Below are 21,586 nucleotides of genomic sequence, written 5' to 3'. Positions count from 1 at the left end.
TATTGGCGGGTGCTGGCAGGGCGGCAAGCGATTTCCTTGACTTTTCGCCCCCGCGTTACTAGCTGCCGGCCTTTCCGAGATTCTCGTTTGCTGGAGTGCCCCCATGGCGCGCGTTACCGTTGAAGATTGTGTCGACAAGGTCCCCAACCGTTTTGACCTTGTCCTGCTGGCCGCACAGCGTGCGCGCGAAATTTCGGGCGGCGCCGAACTGACCATCGATCGCGACCGTGACAAGAACCCGGTCGTCGCCCTGCGCGAGATCGCGGAGCAGACCGTGGTGCCCAAGATCCTCAAGGAAACGCTGGTCAACTCGCTGCAGCGCGTGCTGCCCGAAGACGATGACGAAGTCGATGACATCGGCTCGCTCAGCCAGTCGGCCGAAGCGCTGCGCATCACCGCAGCCGCACCGGTTCGCAACACCTCGCTGGGCGGCGATTACGACGGCTGAACGCCCTCGCTGCAATAGGCTTAAAAACGGCCCGTCACCCACATGGTGGCGGGCCGTTTGCTATTTGCGGCAGGGATAGGACTTGATGAAGAAGTCCGCCATGGCGGTGCGCAGGTTGGTGCCGCTGCGCAGATGCGGCGCGTAGGACTTCATGTGGGTGATCACGGCGTCCGAGCTCACCTTCACGCCCTGCGGCGGGCAACTGCTCGGCCGGCCAGCTGCGCGTTCGGCCTTGAGGCGCTGGAAATAGGCCACGCCGGCAGCCTGACCTTCGGACTGCAGCAGCTTCACATCGCTTGAAAACATCGCCGCCAACCCCTTTGCCTTCAGCGCGTCGACCTTGGTGACGAACGTCGCGACTGACATATCGCCTGGCGCCGCCTGCGCCGGAGCGGCCATGATCAGACACAGAGCCAGCCCTGCAATCGTGCGCTTCATTTCCCATTCCCTTCATCAACTTCCCAATGGATGGCTTGACCTGCGCAAGCTTGCAAGACCATGAACGGCCTCTGGTCGATACGGGGTGAAAATGAGCGGGATCGATGCCATTGGCGATGTGGTGGACGGGGCCTTGATTGCGCGAGCGGTGGAGCCGGATCACGGCGAGGCAGCTGGTAAGGCTGACGCCAGTTTGGTCGATGGTCATACACATGAAGCAGCATGTCTCAATTGCGACACGGTGCTGATCGGCAAGCATTGTCATGCTTGCGGACAGGCGGCGCACGTCCACAAGACGATTGGCGCATTCTTCCACGATCTGTTGCACGGGGTGTTTCACTTCGAAGGCAAGATCTGGCGGACACTTCCGGCTCTTGCCTTCCGCCCCGGGCGCATGACCCGCGAATATATCGATGGGAGGAGGGCGAGCTATGTCTCGCCTATCGCATTGTTCCTGTTCTGCGTTTTCTTGATGTTCGCCCTGGTCAGCAACATCGGCGGGTCCCTCGGCGACGGAACCAACGTCGACGTGAACGGGAGTAGCATTAAGGGCCTGGAGGCCAACAAGGCGGCAATCAAGCGGTTGGAAGCCCAGCGCGCTCTGCTCGTAAAGGAGGGGAAGCCCACCGAAGCAATCGAGGGCGAGATTCAGGGCCGCAAGAGCGGCATTGCTGTCATGGAGGAATTGAACAACCCGCTAGAGGAAACGATTGCTGGCGGCGGAGAGAAAACGCCCACAGGCAAGCCTCGGGTGTACAGCGATATACCTGCACTCAACTCGATCCTAAAGCACGCCAGCGAGAACCCGAAGCTGGCGCTCTACAAGTTGCAATCCAACGCTTACAAATTCGCATGGTTGCTGATTCCGATTTCGGTGCCTCTTCTCTGGTTGCTTTTTCCGTTCAGCCGGCGCTTCGGGCTGTATGACCACACGGTCTTCGTGACCTATTCACTGGCTTTCATGATGCTGCTCGTGAGCCTGCTGACCGCAATGTCGGCCCTGTGGCTCGGCGCGCTCGCGGTCGGCATGACGTTCATCCCGCCGGTGCACATCTACAAACACGTCAGATACACCTATGCGCTGTCTCGATTTGGCGCTTCTTGGCGTACGGCAGCTTTGCTGATTTATGCCGGTATCGCGCTGACCTTTTTCCTCATGGCAATCATCGCGATGGGGATAGAATAGGCTTCCCGCTTCCCGACTTGAAGGGCAGGCCGTTTACTGCACGCGGTAGGGCGAGCAACCCGGCAGCCAGGCGTGCGTTTCGCACCTTGTGACTAAATCGAAAGCACAAGGAGCATCGGAAATGAAGAAGCTGATCATCGTGGCCGCGCTGGCCGCCGTCGCTATGCCGGCGGCGACCACCCCGGCACTCGCGCAGTACAACAATGGCACACGCTACAACAAGGAACTGCGGGAATGTAACCGCGAACTGCGCCAGACTGATTCGCGCAAGGAATACCGACGTGAGTTGCGCGAATGCCGCAAGGAACTGACCAAGGCCAATCGAGACGACTGGAAGCAGTGGAATCGCTACGATTACAACCGCTACGAACCGGGCGCCAATCGCTATTACGCCGACCGCTATTACCGCGATGGCAGCTATTACAGTGATCGCCGCCTGAGCCGGAACGACCGCATCTATCGCGGCAATGACGGCCGCTATTACTGCCGCCGCAATGACGGCACGACCGGGCTGATCATCGGCGGTGCGGTTGGCGCGCTGCTGGGCCGTGAAATCGATCGAGGGGATTCGCGCGTGGTCGGAACAGTTATCGGCGCGGGTGCCGGAGCCCTGCTCGGCCGCGAGATCGAGCGTGGCAGCCTGCGCTGCAATTAAGCGCCGAAGCCTGATACAAGAAGGGCCGGTCGTGAGACCGGCCCTTCTTGTATGCGAATGTGTCGTAGGTTCACGCCCCCTGCGGCGCAGTCCCGCCAAACCGCTTGCCCGCCTTCGGAATCGCCGAGCCGCGCACGGGTGCCGGCACGCCGACGCCGCCCTTGGGCTCTTCGGGTCGATCGATCTTGCCGCTGTCGAGCAACTGCTTGATCTCGTCGCCGGTCAGCGTCTCGTACTCCAGCATGGCCTTGGCCAGCAGGTGCAGCTTGTCTTCCTGCGCTTTAAGAATGTCGGTGGCGCGCTTGTGCCCGCCGTCGACCAGCGCGCGGATCTCGGTATCGATCAGCTTGTTGGTCTCTTCCGACATCATCGTGCGCTGGGTGCCGCCATACCCGAGATAGCCCTCCTGGGTGTCCTCGTACTGCAGCGGGCCGAGCTTTTCCGACATGCCCCACTTGGTGACCATCGCGCGGGCGAGGCCGGTGGCATACTGGATGTCTGACGATGCGCCCGAGCTGACCTTGTCGTGCCCGAAGATCAGCTCTTCGGCGACGCGGCCGCCCATCGCGACTGACAGGTTCGCGTGCATCTTGTCACGATGATACGAATAGCTGTCGCGCTCGGGCAGGCGCATGACCATGCCGAGAGCACGGCCGCGCGGAATGATAGTCGCCTTGTGGATCGGGTCCGATGCCTCCTCGTTTACCGAGACGATGGCGTGGCCGGCCTCGTGATAGGCAGTCATCTTCTTCTCGTCCTCGGTCATGACCATCGAGCGCCGCTCGGCACCCATCATGACCTTGTCCTTGGCGTCCTCGAACTCCTGCATGGCGACAAGGCGCTTGTTGCGCCGAGCTGCAAGCAGCGCCGCCTCGTTCACGAGGTTGGCGAGATCCGCGCCTGAAAAACCGGGCGTGCCGCGTGCAATCGTGCGGGAGTTGACGTCCGGGGCGAGCGGCACCTTCTTCATGTGGACGCTCAGGATCTTCTCGCGGCCCTCGATGTCGGGGATCGGCACCACGACCTGACGGTCGAACCGGCCCGGGCGCAGCAGCGCCGGGTCAAGCACGTCGGGGCGGTTGGTTGCCGCGATGATGATGATGCCTTCGTTCGCCTCGAACCCGTCCATTTCGACCAGCAGTTGGTTAAGCGTCTGTTCGCGTTCATCGTTCGAATTGCCGAGGCCGTGGCCACGGTGGCGGCCGACTGCGTCAATTTCGTCGATAAAGACGATGCACGGCGCATTCTTCTTGGCCTGTTCAAACATGTCGCGCACGCGGCTGGCGCCGACGCCGACGAACATTTCGACGAAGTCCGAGCCGGAAATGGTGAAGAACGGCACGCCGGCTTCACCCGCGATGGCGCGAGCCAGCAGCGTCTTGCCGGTGCCGGGCGAGCCGACCAGCAGCGCGCCCTTGGGGATCTTGCCGCCCAGCTTGGCAAAGCGCTGCGGGTCCTTGAGGAATTCGACAATCTCCTCCAGCTCCTCGCGCGCTTCATCGATGCCGGCCACGTCATCAAAGGTGACGCGCCCCTGCCGTTCGGTGAGCAGCTTGGCCTTCGACTTGCCAAAACCCATTGCGCCCGATCCGCCGCCCTTCTGCATCTGGCGCAGCGCAAAAATGGCGATGCCCATGATCAGCAGGAACGGCAGCGCCTGAATGAGGATGTAAGTGACGACCGACATCTCTTCCTTGGGCTTGCCGGCGAACTTCACACCCTTGTCCGCCAGCAATGCACCGAGCGAGGTATCGCCCGGGATCGGCACGGTGGAGAAGGTGTCGCCGTTCTTGAACTTGCCAGTGATCTTGTCGCTCGCGACCTGCACTTCGGACACACTGCCTTCGACCACCTTGGCGCGGAAATCGGAATAGGCGATCGCGGGGCCGGTCGCGGCCTCACGCGGGCTCATCATCGAGACGACGAGCACCAGGGCGAGGAATATTCCGCCCCAGACCATCAGGCTGCGGAGCCAGGGATTCGGATTCGGCTGGTCTTCGTTCATCGGGGGGAGAGTCCTTTCGCGGTGCCAATGTAGGACGGCACGGCTGAATGACAAGTTAGCGCGAATGCGGGTTACTGCTGCCAAGACGCGGCTGAGGTCTGTCCTATCCATGCGAATTGCGATTCGCTGCCCTGCTGGTGATTTTTGCAGGCCGGAAGGGCCGCAAGGCGTATCGGAATGTGATGAAGATTTCGACATTTGCCCGTTCAGCGGACATTCCCGGCTTCCTAGAGCTTGAAAATCACATTTCAATGTGCTTTTACGTTGGCATGTCCAAAGATCTTATCGAACGCGTCACATCGCTGGTCACCAGCGGTAATATGTCCAGGGCCGGCCTTGCGCGAGCAGCGGGGCTTCACGCCAACACCTTGCGCGATTGCGGCGAACCGCACTGGAACCCCACGGCGGAGACGCTCGGCAAGCTCGAACGCTTCCTGCTGTCGAATGACGACCGCCCGGTGCTCGTGCCGATCGAGGAAATCATCGACGAGGCGCGCAATGGCCGCATGTTCATTCTGGTCGACGACGAGGACCGCGAGAACGAGGGTGATCTGATCATCCCCGCGCAGATGGCGACGCCTGAAAGCGTCACTTTCATGGCCAAGCACGGCAGCGGCCTGATCTGTCTGGCCCTGTCTTCCGACCGTTGCAAGCAGCTGGAGCTGGAACCCATGGCGCGGGTCAACGGCACCCCGCTTGGCACCGCCTTCACCGTCTCGATCGAAGCGCGCGAAGGGATCACCACCGGCATTTCCGCCGCTGATCGTGCCCGCACCATTTCGGTGGCGATCGACGGATCGAAGTCCAAGGCCGAAATCACCTCGCCCGGCCACGTTTTCCCGCTGAAAGCCCGCGAAGGCGGCGTACTGGTCCGCGCCGGGCACACCGAGGCTGCGGTGGACATTTCGCGTCTGGCGGGCCTCAACCCCTCGGGCGTGATCTGTGAGATCATGCGCGATGATGGCGAAATGGCCCGGCTGGACGATCTGATCGCCTTTGCCCGGCTGCATGACCTGAAAATCGGCACGATCCGCGATCTTATCACTTATCGCCGCCGGCACGATCACCTCGTCACCAAGAAGGCCGAGCTCGATTTTCAGAGCGAATGGGGCGGAACGTGGAAGGCCTGCACCTTCCACAACAAGGCCACGGGCGACGAGACGATGGCCATCGTCAAGGGCCGCATCGATCCGACCAAACCGACGCTGGTCCGCATGCACACCCTGTCGATGTTCGCCGACATCTTCAATGAGACCGGCGAGCGATCCCACCTGCTTGAACTGGCGATGAAGATCATTGCCGATGAAGGCACCGGCGTGATCGTGATCATCAACCGCCCGATGCAACGCCTGATGTCGCGCACGATCGAGATCAAGGAACAGGTCCGCGCCGGCCAGGACGCTCCGATTGAGGAACTGCGCGACTACGGCGTCGGCGCGCAGGTGTTGGCTGAACTGGGCGTGCACGACATGGTCCTGCTGACCAACACCCACCATTCGCTGGTGGCGCTCGAAGGCTACGGCCTGTCAATCGTCGCGGAACGCCGCATCGACTGAGACCGGTGAGGACAGGCTGGCGGAAGAGGCAGGAGTCGAACCTGCCGGAGACGCCAGGCGCCTCCCAACGGATTTGAAGTCCGCGCACCCCACCGGGGGAATTTCTCTTCCGCCACCTTCCTAGGCTGCGGGCGCGGCGGCGTCTACCGCGCGCGGCGCTGGCATCGGCCCGGTGACAGGTGCTAGGGTCATCTCATGCTCGTCGCCACAGCCGGACATGTCGATCATGGCAAGACATCGCTGGTCAGGGCGCTGACCGGGGTTGAGACCGACCGGCTGCCCGAAGAAAAGGCGCGCGGGATTTCGATCGATCTGGGCTTTGCCTATTGGCGGCCCGACGATGGCGCGACGATCGGTTTCATCGACGTTCCGGGACACGAACGCTTCGTGCGCAACATGATCGCCGGGCTGAGCGGCGTGGGCTTTGCCATGGTCGTCGTGGCGGCTGACGACGGGGTGATGCCGCAGACGCGCGAACATGTGTGGATTCTCGACTTGCTGGGGGTGGTCCGCGGACTGGTTGTCTTGACCAAGATGGACGCGGTGGATGCCGTACGCGTGGCCGAGGTTGCGCAGGACATGGCCGAATTGCTCGCCGGGACCTCCCTGGCGGGGTCGCAGGTCTTCGCGGTTTCTTCAGTCACCGGCAGCGGCTTGGCGGGCCTTGGCGCAGCCCTGCGTGATGCGTACGCCGCCAGCCCCGCCGACACCGGACACAACTTCCGACTGTCCATCGACCGCGCCTTCTCGGTCACCGGTACCGGGACCGTCGTGACGGGCACGGTGCTGGCCGGCCAAGCCGCAATTGGCGAGGCGCTGGTGCTGTCTTCCACGGGCCGCGAGGTGCGTCTGCGTGGCATGCAGAGCGGCGGCCGCGAGGTGGAGCGCATCGGTGCGGGCGCGCGCTGCGCCATCAACCTTGCCGGCTTAGAGACCAGCGAGATCCACCGGGGCGACTGGCTGGTTGCCCCGACAGCCCACGCCCCGACCAGCCGCATCGAAGCGCGGGTGACGATCCTTGCTGAACGCGTCGCACCGCTGCGGCATGACAGCCACGTGCACCTGCACATCGGCACGGCGGATCTTGGTGCACGGGTGCAGATGCCCCGGCAGAAGGGTCTGGCGCCGGGGGTTCCGGGCAGCGCCGTGCTGGTGCTCGACGCGCCGACGCAGGCGGTTTCGGGTGACCGGTTTGTCCTGCGCGATTCCTCGGGCCGCGAACTGCTGGGTGGCGGGGTGGTGCTCGATCCGCTGGCCTCGGTCCGCAGGCGGTCGGTGGGGGAAAGGGAAGCGCGCGCGGCGGCGCTGGCGCATGCCAATCCTGCCGACAAGCTGGCGGCGCTGGCCTCCGCACCCGGCATCGAACCGGACGCGCGGTGGTTCGCACAGGCCTGCAATCTTACCCCCGAGGCAATGGCTGTGCTGCTGGAGGGCTATGAACTTGCCGGCAAGTCGCGCGCAATCATCGTTTCGTCCGCGCGCTATGTGGCGCTTGGTGATCGTCTGATCGCAGCTCTCGCAGACCATCATGCGCGCCATCCCGATGAGAGCGGCCTGCTTCTGCGGGCCGCTCGCACGGTGCTGGAGGAGCCGGTTTCATCGGACCTGTTCACCGGTCTGGTCGGCGACCTTTCAGCCCACGGCAGGATTCAGGCCGAAGGTGCGCTGCTACGACTGCCCAGTCACTCGGCGCGTTTCAGCGAGGCGGAGAATTCCTTCTGGCGCCGCGCCATCGAACTGGTCGATGATCGCGCCTTGGTTGCCATCACCGCCGCCGAACTCGCGCGCGACCAGCGTCTGGGCGAACCGGCGGTTCAGGCCATGCTCCAGCGCCGCCGGACGAGCGGCGACCTCTGGCAAGTAACGGGCGGCAAATTCATGCTGCGAGATCACGTCGCCGCGCTGGTGGCGCTGGCCGCCGAGCTGGATGAAGCGACCGGCACGGGTTTTACCGCGGCTCAATTGCGTGACGCCAGCGGCATCGGACGCAATTTCATCATCCAGCTGCTCGAATTCTGCGATCGCATCGGTGTCACCCGACGCAGCGGCGAAATGCGGCGAATGCGCGGCGATTGGCAAGCCGTGGTCGGCGCGGCGCCGCCGTGGCGCAAGCCTGCCCGCTAGGCCGAGACCGTCAGGAGCGGCGCATTGCCCGCCGTCTCCACGCGCCCGATAACTGCCGCTGACCCGAAGCCGTGGCATGTGAAACAGTCCATGACCGCACCGAGTGCATTCGGCGCGCAGGACACCAGCAATCCGCCACTGGTTTGCGGATCTGTGAGCAGGGCCTGATCCTGGGCGTTTAGGCCTTCAAGCCGCACTTGCGCCCCGAACCCGTCCCAGTTCCGCGCCGAGGCCCCGCTAACAAGGCCAGCCGCGATAAATTCGCGCACGCCGGGCAGCACCGGCACGGCCGGCCAGTCTAGCCGGATCGCACAGCCTGATCCGCGCGCCATCTCGATGGCATGGCCGGCAAGACCGAAGCCCGTGACGTCGGTCATGGCATGGACGCCCGCAATCGCGGCCAGATCAGGCCCCGGCGTGTTGAGTTGGGTCGTCGCGGCGATCATCGCTGCATAGCCGCCTTGGTCCAGCGCGCCTTTCTTGAGCGCGGCGGACAGCACGCCAACGCCCAGCGGCTTGCCGAGCACGAGTACGTCCCCCGCCCGCGCGCCGCGATTGGTGCGGAAGCGATCCGGATGGATCACCCCCAGCGCAACCAGTCCGTAAATCGCCTCGACCGAATCGATCGAATGGCCGCCGGCGATCGGTATGCCCGCGGCCCCCGCCGCCGCCGCCCCGCCTTCAAGGATGCGGCCGATGGTTGCCGGGCTGAGCACACCCACCGGCATGCCGACCAGCGCCAGCGCCATGATCGGGCGCGCGCCCATGGCATAGACGTCGCTGATCGCATTGGTCGCGGCGATGCGGCCGAAGTCGTAGGGGTCATCGACGATCGGCATGAAAAAGTCGGTCGTGGCGACTACGGCAATGTCGTCCGACAATTGATAGACGGCAGCATCATCACTGGTTTCGATACCGACCAGCAGTTCCGGCGGCACCGGCAGGCCTGCGGTGCCCTTGAGCATTTCCGCGAGCACGCCCGGCGCGATCTTGCAGCCGCAGCCGCCGCCGTGGCTGAGCGAGGTCAGGCGCGGTTCTTCGGCCATTACAAGTGCTCCAGTTGGGCGATGAAACCGGCGTCATCTTCCAGGCAGCGCAGGTCGAGCAGCAGCGCGCCATCGTGAATCCGGCCAATGACCGGCACCGGCAAGGCGCGCAATCGGACAGCGAGCGCGGCGAGCGCTTTGCCCGAACTGCTCGCCGGCCTCAACGACACCGCGCAGGAGGGGATCGCCGCATCGGGTAGCGATCCGCTGCCCACTTGCGCCGCGCTGGTAACCGCACTGGCGGTCCATTCGCTGCCGAGCCGTTCGCCTATCACGGGAACCAGCCGCGCGGCCACAGCCTCCAGTTCGGCAACGGACCGGGTCAAGTGGCGCAGCGTAGGCAAGTCGCGCGACAGCAGGCCCGGCCGGCGATAGGCAGCCAGCGTCGCCTCGAGCGCGGCGAGGGTCATTTTCGAGACGCGCAGCGCGCGCTTCAACGGGTGCTTGCGGATCTTCGCGATGAGGTCCTGGCGGCCGACGATCAATCCGGCTTGCGGACCGCCGAGCAGTTTGTCGCCGCTGAAGGTGACCACGTCGACCCCGGCGGCAATGCAATCGCGCACGACAGGTTCCGGCGGCAGGCCGAGCGCGACCATGTCGATCAGGCTGCCCGCGCCGAGGTCTTCGATAAATGGCAGTCCGGCGTCGTGCGCGATTCGCGCCGCCTCCACGCGGGGCACTTCGGCGGTGAAGCCGGTGACCCGGTAATTGCTGGCGTGGACTTTCATCAGCGCCGCCGTGCGCGGGCCGATCGCCGCTTGGTAATCGCGCGGATGGGTGCGGTTTGTCGTGCCCACTTCAACCAACTTCACATTTGCCGCGCGCATCACGTCGGGCACGCGGAAAGCGCCGCCAATCTCGACCAGTTCGCCCCGGCTGACTACCACTTCACGCCGCGCGGCAAGGGCGGCGAGGACTAGCAGGACGCCACCGGCATTGTTGTTCACCACCGTCGCCGCCTCGGAACCGGTCAGATCGCAAAGAAGCCCTTCGACCAGCGAATCGCGGTCACCACGCCCGCCGCTGTCGAGATCGAATTCAAGCGCGCAAGGATCGCGCATGGCCATGGTCACTGCGGTTATTGCCGCATCAGACAGCACCGCGCGGCCAAGGTTGGTGTGCAACACTGTCCCGGTCAGGTTGAACACGCGCCGCAGCCGGGGCCGAGCCAGGTCCGAAAGCCGCGCAGTTGCTCGCGCTACAAGATCGACCGGCGACGGCAGTTCGGCGGCGGCGCGGCAATCGTCCAACACGGCCCGAAGTATCAAGACAGCCGCGCCATGGCCGTATAAGGCGACTGCATCCGCCATTGCAGGCAGGCGCAGCAGGGCGTCGATCGACGGCGGGCGGGGTCGGGACAGGTTCACTGGGGCAGCCTTCGTCCAGTTCGTCCCTGCAAATCAAGCTGCGGCGTCAATTCGCCGCTGAGGCGGTTAGGTTACACTTCTGAACCTTCATTTGCTGCATTGCGGAACAATTCGCCGGAACAATTGATTTGCCGGGCCGTTTGCCTTGACACAGCGCGAGAATACGGGTTATTGCTAAGTCTCGAGTAGCAAAAAGTGGACACATTTCTCATGACTCTGATTCGCAAGATTGCGTTCACGATTGCTGCCACCGGCCTGATGGCTGTGGCTGCGGCTCCGATCGCCAGCGCAGGTACCAGCTTGTTTGGTGGCATGCTCTCGCCCCGCAGCGTTGTCTCGGGCAGCCGCTAAGAACTCCTCCCTCTTCAGGGACCTGTAATTCGCTGCTCCTGCGACGAAAGTCGCGGGAGTTTGCATTTGTGGGCCTGCTTTGGCGCGCGGCGGTGCGTTTCTAATTTCCCGTATGGCCCGCCCCGATATTGCCGATACCTATCGCCGCGCGGTTTCGGGCCTTCCTGACCGCCCCCGTCCCCGGCACATCTGACCATGACGGTAATCCCATGCCGCAAGCCAGATTGCCGCGATGGGCATCAGTTCGAGTACATGATTAAAATGTAGCGGGCCGATCGAAGCGTAAAGAATCCGATCAACGCCGTGGAGCGAAATGATCCTCAGGGCATAGAGCACGGCCAACGCCCCCAGGCTGGCAGACGTCATCGCCAGCCACCTTGGCCAGAGGACCATGCGCGGCACATAGAAGTACGCCCCGATCCCGACCACCGTAAGACAGGCAAGCACAGCGCCAGTCTGGAACACCCGGCGTTCCTCGTATTCCATCCGTTCGACCAGCATAGTGCGGAGCGCCTGACGAATCGCTTCTTCAGCGCCGGACAACCGGAACAAGGCAAGTCCGACGAAAACTGCCGCCACGACCAGCCACAGCGAGGGTTTGCCTGGAGCATCCCTGCGCGTTTGCACGGCAGTCACGACCGCGACCAAGGCACTGGCCAAATAGACTGCGATCCCTAGAAGGTTCGCTACACCAAGATCAAATGCGGCCATCAATCGGGGCTTTCATCTGCATGCCTAAAGTTTCGAAGGACAATTGCGCCGGGTTAGCCGAATCGGGAAAGGCTGTCTCGGCCAAGAAGCGGACTTCATCGGTTTTTAGCGGCTGGTTCTGGACAGTACTGATCGCCTTGATGATCGCCTGGGGCGGGACCAACATCGCCTATCCGCTGATGCGCACGCTTTCCGGCGCTTTTGGCGCCATAGTTTTCGCTGCTGCCTTGACCAGTCGGACATCCAGATGGACCCGGCCCAACCCGTCGGACTTCATTCTGGCCGGGATCGTTGTCCTCTTTGTCATTCAGCTCATTCCGCTTCCACCGCAGCTGTGGACGTTGCTTGGCGGGCGGGATGCCATCGCGGCAATCGACCGCGAGGTCTTCGGCCACCTGCTGTGGCGGCCGTTATCGATCCATACCGAAGCGACGTGGCAGACCTTCGCGTTTCTCATCCCCTTCCTTGGCACCTACCTCGCCTATCGCAGCGGCGACGAGGCGCGCCGCAGCGCGATGATGCGCGGCGTGGCCATCGGGTTTGTATGGGCAGTGGCGCTCGGCCTGCTTCAGGTTGCCGGACTCGACTTTCTCCACCCCTACCCGATCGAGGCGGACAACCAGTTCGGGAACGGGTTTTTCACCAACCACAATCACCAGGCCACGTTGGTGCTGATGGCAGCAGTCTTGCTGGCCTGGCATGGGCCGACTGCAGGCAAGGGATCGATCAATGGCAAGTTGGCAGGCCTTGCAGTAGCGGCGGCCATGGCCACGGTCGCATCGGGATCGCGGGCAGGTTTCGTGCTGATGGCCGGGACGGGACTGGCCATCGGACTGTTCTGGCTGGTCACGCGCCCTCGTTCCGCTGGCACGCAGAAGCCGTCTCTGCGCCCTTTCGCCTGGGCGCTCGGGGCGGCCGCGGTCCTGTCCGCCATCATTTCGGCCATGGTCATCGGGGCTGAACGCTACACCCTCGGCCGCGGCGGGCTGATGGAAGACCAGCGATTCGAACTTGCCCCGATTGCCTGGCGGGCGATCTGGCAATTCTGGCCGACAGGCTCGGGCTTTGGCACGTTCCAGACGCCTTACCGTCAGGTCGAGCCGATCGAGGCCCTGCGCTTTCTTGATGTCACCCATGCCCACAATGACCTGCTTGAGGCCTTGATCGAGGGCGGATTACCGGCGCTGGTGCTCATCGTCGCCCTGTCGCTCCGCATCCTCATGCTGACCGGCCGCGCCTTGCGGTCGAGGCAAGCAGATAGTCTGGCCACGGCCGCCACAGGATTGGCTCTGGCCATCCCCCTCGTTCATTCACTTGTCGACTATCCGCTGCGAACCATGGCCATCTCGGTCCTTTTCGCAGTGGCTATTGCGTCACTTGAGGCGAGAGCAGGATTTACACGTATAACGAATGCTTGAAGTCACGCCGCCTTGCGCTTAGGCACCTTGGTTAAGCGGGGTTAGCGGGCTGTCTCACCTAAATGGAATTTCAGATGCATTCAGACTGCAGGGTCAACTGTTACGTAAAGCCCATGATTGCGGCTATTCTTCTAGGCGCAGTTTCGGCGTGCTCGGGAACACCCGATATTGCGACCGGAGTCATTGCTCCTACCGCGCCTGCAGGTGCGGAAAACTACAACTTCCGTTCGCCAACCGGGGTGGCGCAGTCCTATTTTGTCAGGGCCAAGGACATCCTCACCATTTCTGTGGTGGGCGAACCGTCGCTGACCTTCGAGCAGATGCGCGTGGATGAAGACGGCGGTTTCATGTTCCCGATGATCGGCCGGGTCCAGGCGTCCGAGCAGACGGTCGAGGCCATTACCCGCGACATCACCACGCGCTTGTCTGCCCGGTACATCCGGCGACCAATGGTTACGGTAAACGTCGCTTCGACGGTTTCGAACATCGTGACGGTCGAAGGCGCGGTAGAGCAACCGGGGGTCTTCAATTTCCAGACCAATACCACCCTGCTGGGCGCAATGGCCATGGCCAGAGGCCCAAAACGAGTGGCTCGCCTGGATCAGGTCGTGATTTTCAGGGAAGTGAATGGCCAGGCGCTGGCCGCACGGTTCGACCTTAATCAGGTACGGGCCGGCAAGATGATCGATCCCGTGCTGCTGCCGAACGATCGCATCGTACTGGGTGTCTCAGGCAAGTCGCAGGCTTGGCAGGATCTGCTCCAGGCGCTGCCGGTGCTCGCGCTGTTCACGCGCATCTGACAGGAAACGTTGTGCAAAAAGAATCGGAAATGAAGCAGGACCTCGCCAGCGTGCTTGACTGGATGTCGGAAGGCGAAGGCAGTTCGGTGGACGAAAAGCGCACGACCCTGGTCGACGTGAAGGCAATGGCCTGGCGCCAGCGACGCTATCTGCTTACGATGGTGCTGGTTGCCCTGCAGATCGGTCTTATTTCGGTGTTTCTGATGACGCCGAAGTTTCAGGCGACATCGTCGGTTCGCATCGACAATGAAACCATTCAGGTCATCAAGGGCGACGACGTCAACCCGATCGTCAGCTCGTTTGATACGGACCGCTTTCTCAATGCCCAGAAGGGCGTTTTCCTGAGCCGGACCATGGCCTACAAGGTCATCGATCGCCTGAAGCTGGACCAGAACCACACATTCCTGCAACGGATGGAAGCTTCTGCGCCGTCCGATACGCTCTCGCCGCGCGCCGCCACGCTGGCGCGCCGGGAAGCGGCTGCGTCGCTGCTGCAAGCGAATCTGAAAATGGATATTCCGGCGGTCGACAAGATCGCTATCATCAAGTTTACTGCGCCCGATCCCCAGCTCGCTCAGCTGGTCGCCAATGCGTATGCTGATACCTTCATCGAAAACAACATAACTTCGCGATACAACGCGACATCCTATGCGCGCGGCGTTCTTGCGCAGCAGGTTCAGGAAGCCGAAGCCAAGCTTAAGGCAACCGACACAGAAGCCGTCGATTATGCCCGCCGCAACCGGCTGATCGATGCAGGAGGCGTGACCACAACCTCGAACGACGATACGGCTGCGTCCAGCGGCGGTTCGATCAAGACGACCTCACTCGGCCAGGTCAACATGGCCTTGGGCGAGGCGCGCAAGGCTCGGATCCTTGCTGAACAGCGTTGGCGCAATTCGCAGACGGGTTCGGCGCTGAGCCTTCCCGACGCGCGCCAGAATGGTTTCATCCAGAGCTTGCTAAGCCAGCGCGCGACCACTGCTGCCGAACTCAACCAACTCAAGCAGACCTACCTTGATGATCACCCGTCGGTGGTTCAGGCGAAGGGGCGGCTCGTCGAGATTGAGGCCCAGCTCAAGCTGGCGACGAACAACATGCGTGGTGCGCTTCGCAATGATTACGAAATCGCGCTTAACCAGGAACGCCAGCTCGCAAACGCGGTCGAAAGCAGCTCGGTCGATACCCTCGCGGAGCAAGACAAGCGCGTCCAATATAACCAGCTGCTGCGCAACGCACAAAGCCAGCGCTATCGGCTGCTTGAGCTCGAGCGCCGTCTGGGTGAGGTCAACAGCCTGTCTGACATCGCCACGAACAACGTTTCGCTGGTCGACTATGCCATGCGTCCAGAGGGAGCAGTGTCTCCGAACCTCTTACGCAGTCTGGCGCTGGCGCTGGCGGTGGGCCTGATCATCGGACTGGGCCTGGGCATCCTGCGTGAGGTGATTGACGATACGCTCTGGTCGCCGGACGATGCTGAAGCAAAGCTGCGCCGACCGCTTCTCGGCACAACGCCGGCTGTTAAGGAATTCACAGCAGCCGAAGTCCTGTCAGGACACGGCGACGTCAGCGAGGCTTACTTCGCGGTCCGAACTGCTGTCGATTACGCGACCAAGGGCAACGTCAGGAAAATCCTTCAGGTCACGAGTTGCCAGCCGGGCGAAGGCAAGTCGACCACTTCGGTTGCGCTTGCTGCCGACTTTGCCCGTGTCGGCCGCCGCGTACTGCTGATCGATTGCGATCTTCGTCGACCAAGCATCCACCGCCAGCTGGAAATTCCGAACAAGACCGGCCTGATGGACGTGCTCACCGGCGATGCAAAACTGGCCGACGTCGTTCAGAAATTCGGTCCGGAAAATCTGCACGTGCTCACTCTGGGGCCCAAGCCAAGCAATCCGGTGCAGATCCTCAGCGGCGAAATCTTCCAGAACTTCGTCGCGTCCGCAGCCAAGGACTACGATGTCGTCATCATCGACAGCCCGCCGGTCATGGGCATGGCCGATGCCCAGCTGATTGCGCGGACGGCCGACGCCACAGTGCTCATCATCGAGGCAGGACGGTCGCACTTCGGTCAGGCCAAACTTGCCGTGCGCAAGGTCGAGGAAGCCGGAACCAAGGTTATCGGCGTGGTCATGACCAAGTTCAATTACCGCGATGCCGGCTACAACTATGACTATCGCTATGGCTATTACGGCTATGATGAGAGCCCGGCCTGATCGCGGCAGGACCAAGCGGGTGATCGCATGGTTCGCAGTTTAGCCGCCATAGCCATCGCAGCCCTGCTGAGTAGCTGGTCGTTTCTCGCCTGGTTTGGCCTTGGCATGGCGCAGGCAGGGCCGCCGCTGGCGGTCAAGCTCCCATTCAATCAGGCAACCATGGCACAGCGGCAGCTGCTGACCGGTGACTCTAAGCTGACAAAGGCGCAGCGGGATGATCTCGCCGTGCTTGCCATCAGACGAGCGCCACTATCCGCACAGCCTCTCGCCTATCTTGCTCTCGTAGCCGAGCAGCAAGGCAAAGAAGCCAGAACGCAATTCCTGCTCGAAGCAGCGAGGCCGCTGGGCTGGCATGATGGAGCCGTTCAGCGCATCCTTTATGACCGGGCTGCCTCGGACAATAATCAGACGGATGCGCTGCGCCGCGCCGAAGCCCTGCTGCGTCAGGGCCTCGCCTTCGAAGACCTGACTGCAGACTTTGCACGCAAGTCGGGAGATGCCCGGTTTCGTGCCGCCCTGGTTGCGATGCTCTCCAAGCAGGGCGCTTGGGCTGATCGCTGGGCCGGACTCGAAGGTCCGCATCTAGACGACGTTACATTAACGGAGCTGTCCGCTTCCCCCCAATTCCGGCAGGTGCGCAGCCGCGAGTCGCTGACAATATTTGCCGCACAGCTCGCGCAGACTGGCCGGACCCGGATTGCGTGGCGGCTCGCCCACGGTCCGCAAGCCGGAGGTCCCTTGCGCCTCGACTGGCAGCCTGAAGCCGATTTTCCTGCAAGTGCCGTATTCAGCTGGCAGCTTCCCGCCTCTTACCCAGTTGTGGACACAGCCGGCGGACAACAGATCAAACGGCAGGATGCTGCCCCGGCAGAGCCGGCGAGACTTCGCATGGGCCTCGCCCCTGGTCGCTACAGGATCAGTTTCCCGGACATCAAAGCCGGCGCTGCGACAGGCTGGAGAGTCGGCTTCACCTGCTCGACCCGCGATGCTCCTGCTCTGATTCCCGTGAATTCCTCCGTCGATCTGGCTATCGCCCAGAGCTGCGAGCAACAGGTGTTATTCATCGTCTCCGATCCGGGCACCCCGTCTGCCTTGCCGGCGCCCGTGCTGCAGCGCCTGGGGGATTGATCATGGCGCCGAAGCAGCATCGTCAGTTCAAGGAACAATCGAAGGTGGCCCGCGTTCGTTCAATCCGCCGCGAGATCGGGTTTAGTTGGCGGCTTCATGCAAACCTGCTTGGCCGCGTGACCGTAATCGGGCAGGAGCCGTTGCAGGCATTTCGCCTCGACCAGAGTGGATTGGCCAACCGGACCATGGCGCAATGATAGCAAGACAAGCCCGCGCCAAGACCGGCATGGACGCCTTGGCGGCCCTGATGCCGGCCGGGCTGATCTATACCCTGTTCGTTCCCGCCGGCCTGACGGTGGAAGTCGGCGACCTGCTGTTCTATGCCAGCCGCGTCTACCTGATCGTGATGCTGCCCTTCATCCTGGCCCAGTGCATCCGGGTGCGACTGCATCTCAGGGCATTCGATTATCTGGTGCTGGCGGGTGTCGCGTGGATGGTGCTGTCATTCCTCGTCAACCGCGGGCTTTCGCGGGGCATCGAAAGCGGCGGCCGCGATGTCATCGACATTCTGGGCACATGGTTCCTCGCGCGGGGCTGCATCCGGGATGAAGACGATATTGCCCGAATCCTCAAACTCATCTTGCCGGGCATGCTGGTCGTCGCAGGACTGCTGTTCATTGAAAGCGTCACCGGCACGTTTCGCGTGATTGATATTTTTCCGCTCGAGGGAGCGATTGGCACCTCGGTAGACCAGTACCGCCTGGGCCTGCTGCGCGCGTTCGGACCGTTCAGCCATGCCATTCTGGCCGGGCTATTCATGTCATCCTTCGTGACGCTGTATGGCATGATCGTGCGGGGACAGATTTCGCGATGGCTGGGCATTGCTGCGGGTCTTTCAGGGTTTTTCACCCTGAGTTCCGCCGCGCTTGCCGGGCTGGTCCTGCAAGCAGGGTTCCTGGTCTACCGCAAGATCATCAAGGTCGCCGGGTATCGCACTGAATGGCGTCCGCTGGCCTTGATGACAGTATGCGCGCTTGCCTTGCTGCAGATCCTGTCCAAAGGTGGAGCCGTTGCCACCATCATCCGGTATGGCGCGTTTGACTCCCAGACCGGCTATTTTCGTCTGGTCATCTGGGAGTACGGCACAGCCAGCGTAGCGCGGAAACCACTGTTCGGTTTTGGATATTCTGGCTACGATAAGCCCTTTTGGATTACCAACAACAGCGTCGACAACCACTGGTTGTTCCTCGCACTGCGGTATGGCATTCCAGGGTTTGTCCTCTTCTTCGCCCTTTCCTTGTTTGTGATCTATCGTCTGGGCAGCATTTCGATGAAGCTGCCGGAAAGGGCGGGCAGCCCGTACAGCGCGATGATGATCATCCTGGCTTGCGCCACGGCGCTGGGGCTGACCGTGGCATTCGTCAACGAATTCCAGATCTGGTACATTTTCATGCTTGGCGCCGCATCCAGCATGATAACCCTGTTCGACCGTCGGGTCGCGCTCAGCCGCAAGTTGCCAGAGCTTATTGCGCACAGCAAAAAGATGCGGCGATCAGCCAGCGCCTAGGTTTGCACCAGATCGCCGACTGCCTCAACAAGTTCGGCCATGAACGGATACGGATCGCTCCGCACGAACTCGGCATTGACCGCTGCGGGCGCCGGGTTCCGCGACGCAGCACGGGCAATTGCGATCGTCTCGCCAAGGCGTGACGCGCTGATTGCGTCGGTGGAGACGATGTTGGGATGCCATGCCGCGAGGTTCTTCAGGAAATAGCCGTTGGTAACCGTGCGCAGGCCGAAGTGCGCCATTTCCAGCGGCGGATAACTGGGATGCGGCGAAGCCATCAGGCTGATCCCGACCGAGCTGGTCAGCATGAGCTGCGCATAGTCATCGAGCGAGAGCTTGCCGAGCGAGCGGATGACGTGGCCTCCGTCAAGCTGGACGGGCGGGTGCGGGGTTCCAGCCGAGACAATCTCCCAGGTGGTGTGATCCGGATCCTGTGCGATCCAGGCATTCAGCCCGCGCACCAGGGCCGGAAAGCAATTGCGCTCGATATTGGGCCGACCATAGACCACGATGCGCCGGGCGCGCTCATGCCCACCGACCTGCGCCAGATAGGGCCTAAGTGCATCGTTGATCACAGGTTCGAAGATGAAGCTGCGCTCGGCATGGTGGCCGACATGTTCAAACCAGCGGTGCAGGTTCGAACTGTTGAATACGCCCCACAGCCGGCCTGCGCCGTCATAGGCTTCCCGCGCCAGCATGTGCGCGGTCGACATCGCATAGAAATTGGGTTCGTATTCCTGGATGAGATACACCAGGGGTAATCGCTCCTCGCCGAAGTGCCGCGCCTGCTCCGCGATCAGCGGCTGGACATTGAGCGCGCACCACCAGTTATAGGCAATGACGACGTCACCGCGCCGCATGGCCAGCGAACCGGAACCGGGTGCGAGCAGTTCCATTACCAGGTCGGCCGATGCAATGCCGTGACGCTGAGCGACCCTTGCGGCAATGGCCACATCCGTATCGCGCCCCGGCTCGCTCAGGATGATACGCAGGTCCCACGTGCCGGTCCGGCGTAGCGCGGCGGCGAGGCTGAAAAAGATGTCGAGGCCGGTCATGACACCGCCGAACGCTGTGGCCTTTGACAGATTCGGCATCATCAGGTTCAGGCGCGGGACCCTCGAACCTTCGGCAACAAAACCATAGTCGGCCAGCACAACGTCATCGATTGGCGGCGCGGCCAGCCGCCCACGCGCGCTGATCACCAGATTGCGCAGGGACGTGGGAATATGGCGTTTTAGCAGAGCGCGCATGTCTATAATTTCCAGGCCCAAACTAGTCGATTCCGGCTTTGAGGAGCATTGGCGAACAGCGTTCGGAATTTAGTATTCTTTCCGTTCCGTGGCGGAGGTAACATCGCTATTCATTTGCTTCGGAAGAAAGCGCACGCTTGGTCGCTTCTAGGTAGGCGTGGCCATTTTTCTGATCAGGCTCCAGGAAATTTCCTTCGGCCCATTCGTTCCAAGCATTGATAAAAACGAAGCGACGTCCCGGCGGCAATTTAGAACGCGTCCAGCGGACCATGCTGCGAAGCCAGGCTTCATATTTCCCGGGCGTCGAGCCGATGAAGATGAGCGGCTTGTCCTTGCGGCGCGGCGAATTGTCCCAAGATGGCGAAACACACCGCAGCCACCGATCACTCGTAACGCCCGCCGGAGTCTCGCGTCCGACCATCGCCTCGCAAAGGTCATCGTACAGATGAATGGCGGCCTGACGTGTCCCGCGCGTGCGCGCGAAGGATCGGCACCAGATTTTCGTCAGCAGGCGTTGGAACCGGCGTTGCTTTGGCAGCGCATAGGGACTGGGCGCGAATTCCACCGCAACGTCGAAACCCGACGTCGCCAGATTGACGTCGCTGGTCGTGAATTCGCCGAGGAACAGTTCTCCAAGACCGGCCCGCCCGACTTCCTCCCGCCAGATCGCGACAGTCGCCGCCGGATCGGGAAGACGATTCGACCTATAAACGAAGAACGCAATTTTACCGTCGATCCGCAGGTAACGGGGATCTGAAAACAGCGGGATCAAGGACCTAATATGCGCCCTGTCATCGTCCGGACTATAGTCCTGGTGAAGCAGGACAGAGCTTTCCGTCCCGTCCCAGGTGCGAGTCCAATTCTCGTTGGCCCAGCACAGGCAGAAGGGGAAATCCGGTTCACCCGATGCATGAATTTCTTGCACCGGGCGTTCAAGGATGCGCCGACCGTTGAACCAATAATGGTAATAGCAGAACGCCGAAATCCCATATGCCTTTGCCATTTCCGCCTGAGCGGCGCGCACTTCGTCAAGCCGCAAGTCGTAAAAGCCAAGATCGGCAGGCAGTCTGGGCTGGTCATGTCCGGGGAATAGCGGTTTGGCCTTCGCCACATTGGTCCACTCGGTGAACCCCTTGCCCCACCATTCGTCGTTTTCAGGAATCGGGTGAAATTGCGGCAGGTGGATCGCGATTGCTTGAACGTCATCCGGCGAATGTCTCATGGGCGTTCGTATAGAAGCTAACGGGCCCTACGCGAGAAGAATTTTCGGTCTCTGGCTGCTGTCTAGGCCACATCTGGTTACTGCCGGTCGTCCAACCCGGCCACAGATATCAACGGAATTGTCATGGTTATCGCATACCCCGAGTGTCGGAGCTTGACAGA

Annotated in this window: 19 protein-coding genes and 1 tRNA gene; 12 read left to right on the top strand and 8 right to left on the bottom strand. The window is 62.1% G+C overall.

Annotated features, from left to right (window positions below):
- The first annotated feature begins 103 nt into the window (after positions 1-103).
- Positions 104-448, top strand: coding sequence for a DNA-directed RNA polymerase subunit omega (gene rpoZ / locus RMO89_RS17840; RefSeq protein WP_310534834.1), 345 nt, complete (start codon positions 104-106; stop codon positions 446-448).
- Positions 449-508: 60 nt separating this feature from the next.
- Here rpoZ and RMO89_RS17835 read toward each other — a convergent pair whose 3' ends face one another.
- Entirely contained in the window at positions 509-886 is a 378-nt protein-coding gene (locus RMO89_RS17835) for a hypothetical protein (protein ID WP_310534833.1), read from the bottom strand.
- Positions 887-977: 91 nt separating this feature from the next.
- Here RMO89_RS17835 and RMO89_RS17830 point away from each other — a divergent pair, with 91 nt between their 5' ends.
- Both RMO89_RS17830 and RMO89_RS17825 read left to right on the top strand, forming a co-directional pair.
- Positions 978-2,072 (top strand): DUF3667 domain-containing protein, encoded by a 1,095-nt coding sequence (locus RMO89_RS17830; protein ID WP_310534831.1) that lies wholly within the window; start codon positions 978-980, stop codon positions 2,070-2,072.
- A 121-nt stretch (positions 2,073-2,193) separates the two neighbouring features.
- Complete coding sequence (locus tag RMO89_RS17825; protein ID WP_310534830.1) at positions 2,194-2,727, top strand: glycine zipper 2TM domain-containing protein; 534 nt, start codon at positions 2,194-2,196, stop codon at positions 2,725-2,727.
- 70 nt (positions 2,728-2,797) lie between these two features.
- Here the strand turns inward: RMO89_RS17825 and ftsH are convergent, their stop codons facing one another.
- Positions 2,798-4,732 carry an ATP-dependent zinc metalloprotease FtsH gene (ftsH, locus tag RMO89_RS17820; protein WP_310534828.1) on the bottom strand — a complete coding sequence of 645 codons (1,935 nt, stop codon included), beginning with the start codon at positions 4,730-4,732 and terminating at the stop codon, positions 2,798-2,800.
- Positions 4,733-5,001: 269 nt separating this feature from the next.
- On the opposite strand from ftsH, the gene ribB reads away from it, so the two are divergent.
- Positions 5,002-6,288 carry a 3,4-dihydroxy-2-butanone-4-phosphate synthase gene (gene ribB, locus RMO89_RS17815; protein ID WP_310534827.1) on the top strand — a complete coding sequence of 429 codons (1,287 nt, stop codon included), beginning with the start codon at positions 5,002-5,004 and terminating at the stop codon, positions 6,286-6,288.
- Between the two features lie 17 nt (positions 6,289-6,305).
- On the opposite strand, the gene RMO89_RS17810 is transcribed toward ribB, so the two are convergent.
- A tRNA-Sec gene (locus RMO89_RS17810) sits at positions 6,306-6,399 on the bottom strand.
- 84 nt (positions 6,400-6,483) lie between these two features.
- On the opposite strand from RMO89_RS17810, the gene selB reads away from it, so the two are divergent.
- Entirely contained in the window at positions 6,484-8,412 is a 1,929-nt protein-coding gene (gene selB / locus RMO89_RS17805) for a selenocysteine-specific translation elongation factor (protein WP_310534826.1), read from the top strand.
- On the opposite strand, the gene selD is transcribed toward selB, so the two are convergent.
- Complete coding sequence (gene selD, locus RMO89_RS17800) at positions 8,409-9,458, bottom strand: selenide, water dikinase SelD (RefSeq protein WP_310534825.1); 1,050 nt, start codon at positions 9,456-9,458, stop codon at positions 8,409-8,411. The genes selB and selD overlap by 4 nt on opposite strands.
- Positions 9,458-10,825 carry an L-seryl-tRNA(Sec) selenium transferase gene (gene selA / locus RMO89_RS17795; RefSeq protein ID WP_310534824.1) on the bottom strand — a complete coding sequence of 456 codons (1,368 nt, stop codon included), beginning with the start codon at positions 10,823-10,825 and terminating at the stop codon, positions 9,458-9,460. The genes selD and selA overlap by 1 nt, the downstream gene beginning before the upstream one ends.
- A 210-nt stretch (positions 10,826-11,035) precedes the next feature.
- On the opposite strand from selA, the gene RMO89_RS17790 reads away from it, so the two are divergent.
- Entirely contained in the window at positions 11,036-11,176 is a 141-nt protein-coding gene (locus RMO89_RS17790; RefSeq protein ID WP_310534822.1) for a hypothetical protein, read from the top strand.
- Between the two features lie 138 nt (positions 11,177-11,314).
- On the opposite strand, the gene RMO89_RS17785 is transcribed toward RMO89_RS17790, so the two are convergent.
- Positions 11,315-11,887 (bottom strand): hypothetical protein, encoded by a 573-nt coding sequence (locus RMO89_RS17785; RefSeq protein ID WP_310534820.1) that lies wholly within the window; start codon positions 11,885-11,887, stop codon positions 11,315-11,317.
- Positions 11,888-11,907: 20 nt separating this feature from the next.
- Between RMO89_RS17785 and RMO89_RS17780 the strand changes: the two genes are divergently transcribed.
- From RMO89_RS17780 to RMO89_RS17755, 6 genes are all read left to right on the top strand, one after another.
- Complete coding sequence (locus tag RMO89_RS17780; protein ID WP_310534818.1) at positions 11,908-13,305, top strand: O-antigen ligase family protein; 1,398 nt, start codon at positions 11,908-11,910, stop codon at positions 13,303-13,305.
- Positions 13,306-13,367: 62 nt separating this feature from the next.
- Entirely contained in the window at positions 13,368-14,105 is a 738-nt protein-coding gene (locus tag RMO89_RS17775; RefSeq protein WP_310534817.1) for a polysaccharide biosynthesis/export family protein, read from the top strand.
- A 29-nt stretch (positions 14,106-14,134) separates the two neighbouring features.
- On the top strand, positions 14,135-16,318 hold the full coding sequence (locus RMO89_RS17770) for a polysaccharide biosynthesis tyrosine autokinase (RefSeq protein ID WP_310534816.1): 2,184 nt from the start codon (positions 14,135-14,137) through the stop codon (positions 16,316-16,318).
- Positions 16,319-16,423: 105 nt separating this feature from the next.
- Positions 16,424-17,446, top strand: coding sequence for a hypothetical protein (locus RMO89_RS17765; RefSeq protein ID WP_310534815.1), 1,023 nt, complete (start codon positions 16,424-16,426; stop codon positions 17,444-17,446).
- A 2-nt stretch (positions 17,447-17,448) separates the two neighbouring features.
- Positions 17,449-17,643 (top strand): hypothetical protein, encoded by a 195-nt coding sequence (locus RMO89_RS17760; RefSeq protein WP_310534813.1) that lies wholly within the window; start codon positions 17,449-17,451, stop codon positions 17,641-17,643.
- On the top strand, positions 17,640-18,953 hold the full coding sequence (locus tag RMO89_RS17755; protein ID WP_310534811.1) for an O-antigen ligase family protein: 1,314 nt from the start codon (positions 17,640-17,642) through the stop codon (positions 18,951-18,953). The genes RMO89_RS17760 and RMO89_RS17755 overlap by 4 nt, the downstream gene beginning before the upstream one ends.
- On the opposite strand, the gene RMO89_RS17750 is transcribed toward RMO89_RS17755, so the two are convergent.
- Both RMO89_RS17750 and RMO89_RS17745 read right to left on the bottom strand, forming a co-directional pair.
- Entirely contained in the window at positions 18,950-20,203 is a 1,254-nt protein-coding gene (locus tag RMO89_RS17750; protein ID WP_310534809.1) for a hypothetical protein, read from the bottom strand. The genes RMO89_RS17755 and RMO89_RS17750 overlap by 4 nt on opposite strands.
- A gap of 106 nt (positions 20,204-20,309) precedes the next feature.
- On the bottom strand, positions 20,310-21,425 hold the full coding sequence (locus tag RMO89_RS17745; RefSeq protein ID WP_310534808.1) for a glycoside hydrolase family 99-like domain-containing protein: 1,116 nt from the start codon (positions 21,423-21,425) through the stop codon (positions 20,310-20,312).
- Between the last annotated feature and the right edge of the window lie 161 nt (positions 21,426-21,586).

The organism is Novosphingobium sp. (assembly GCF_031424035.1).
Classification (GTDB): domain Bacteria; phylum Pseudomonadota; class Alphaproteobacteria; order Sphingomonadales; family Sphingomonadaceae; genus Novosphingobium.
The sequence above is the reverse complement of the archived record's forward strand: the minus strand, read 5'-3'. Positions and strand labels throughout refer to the sequence as shown.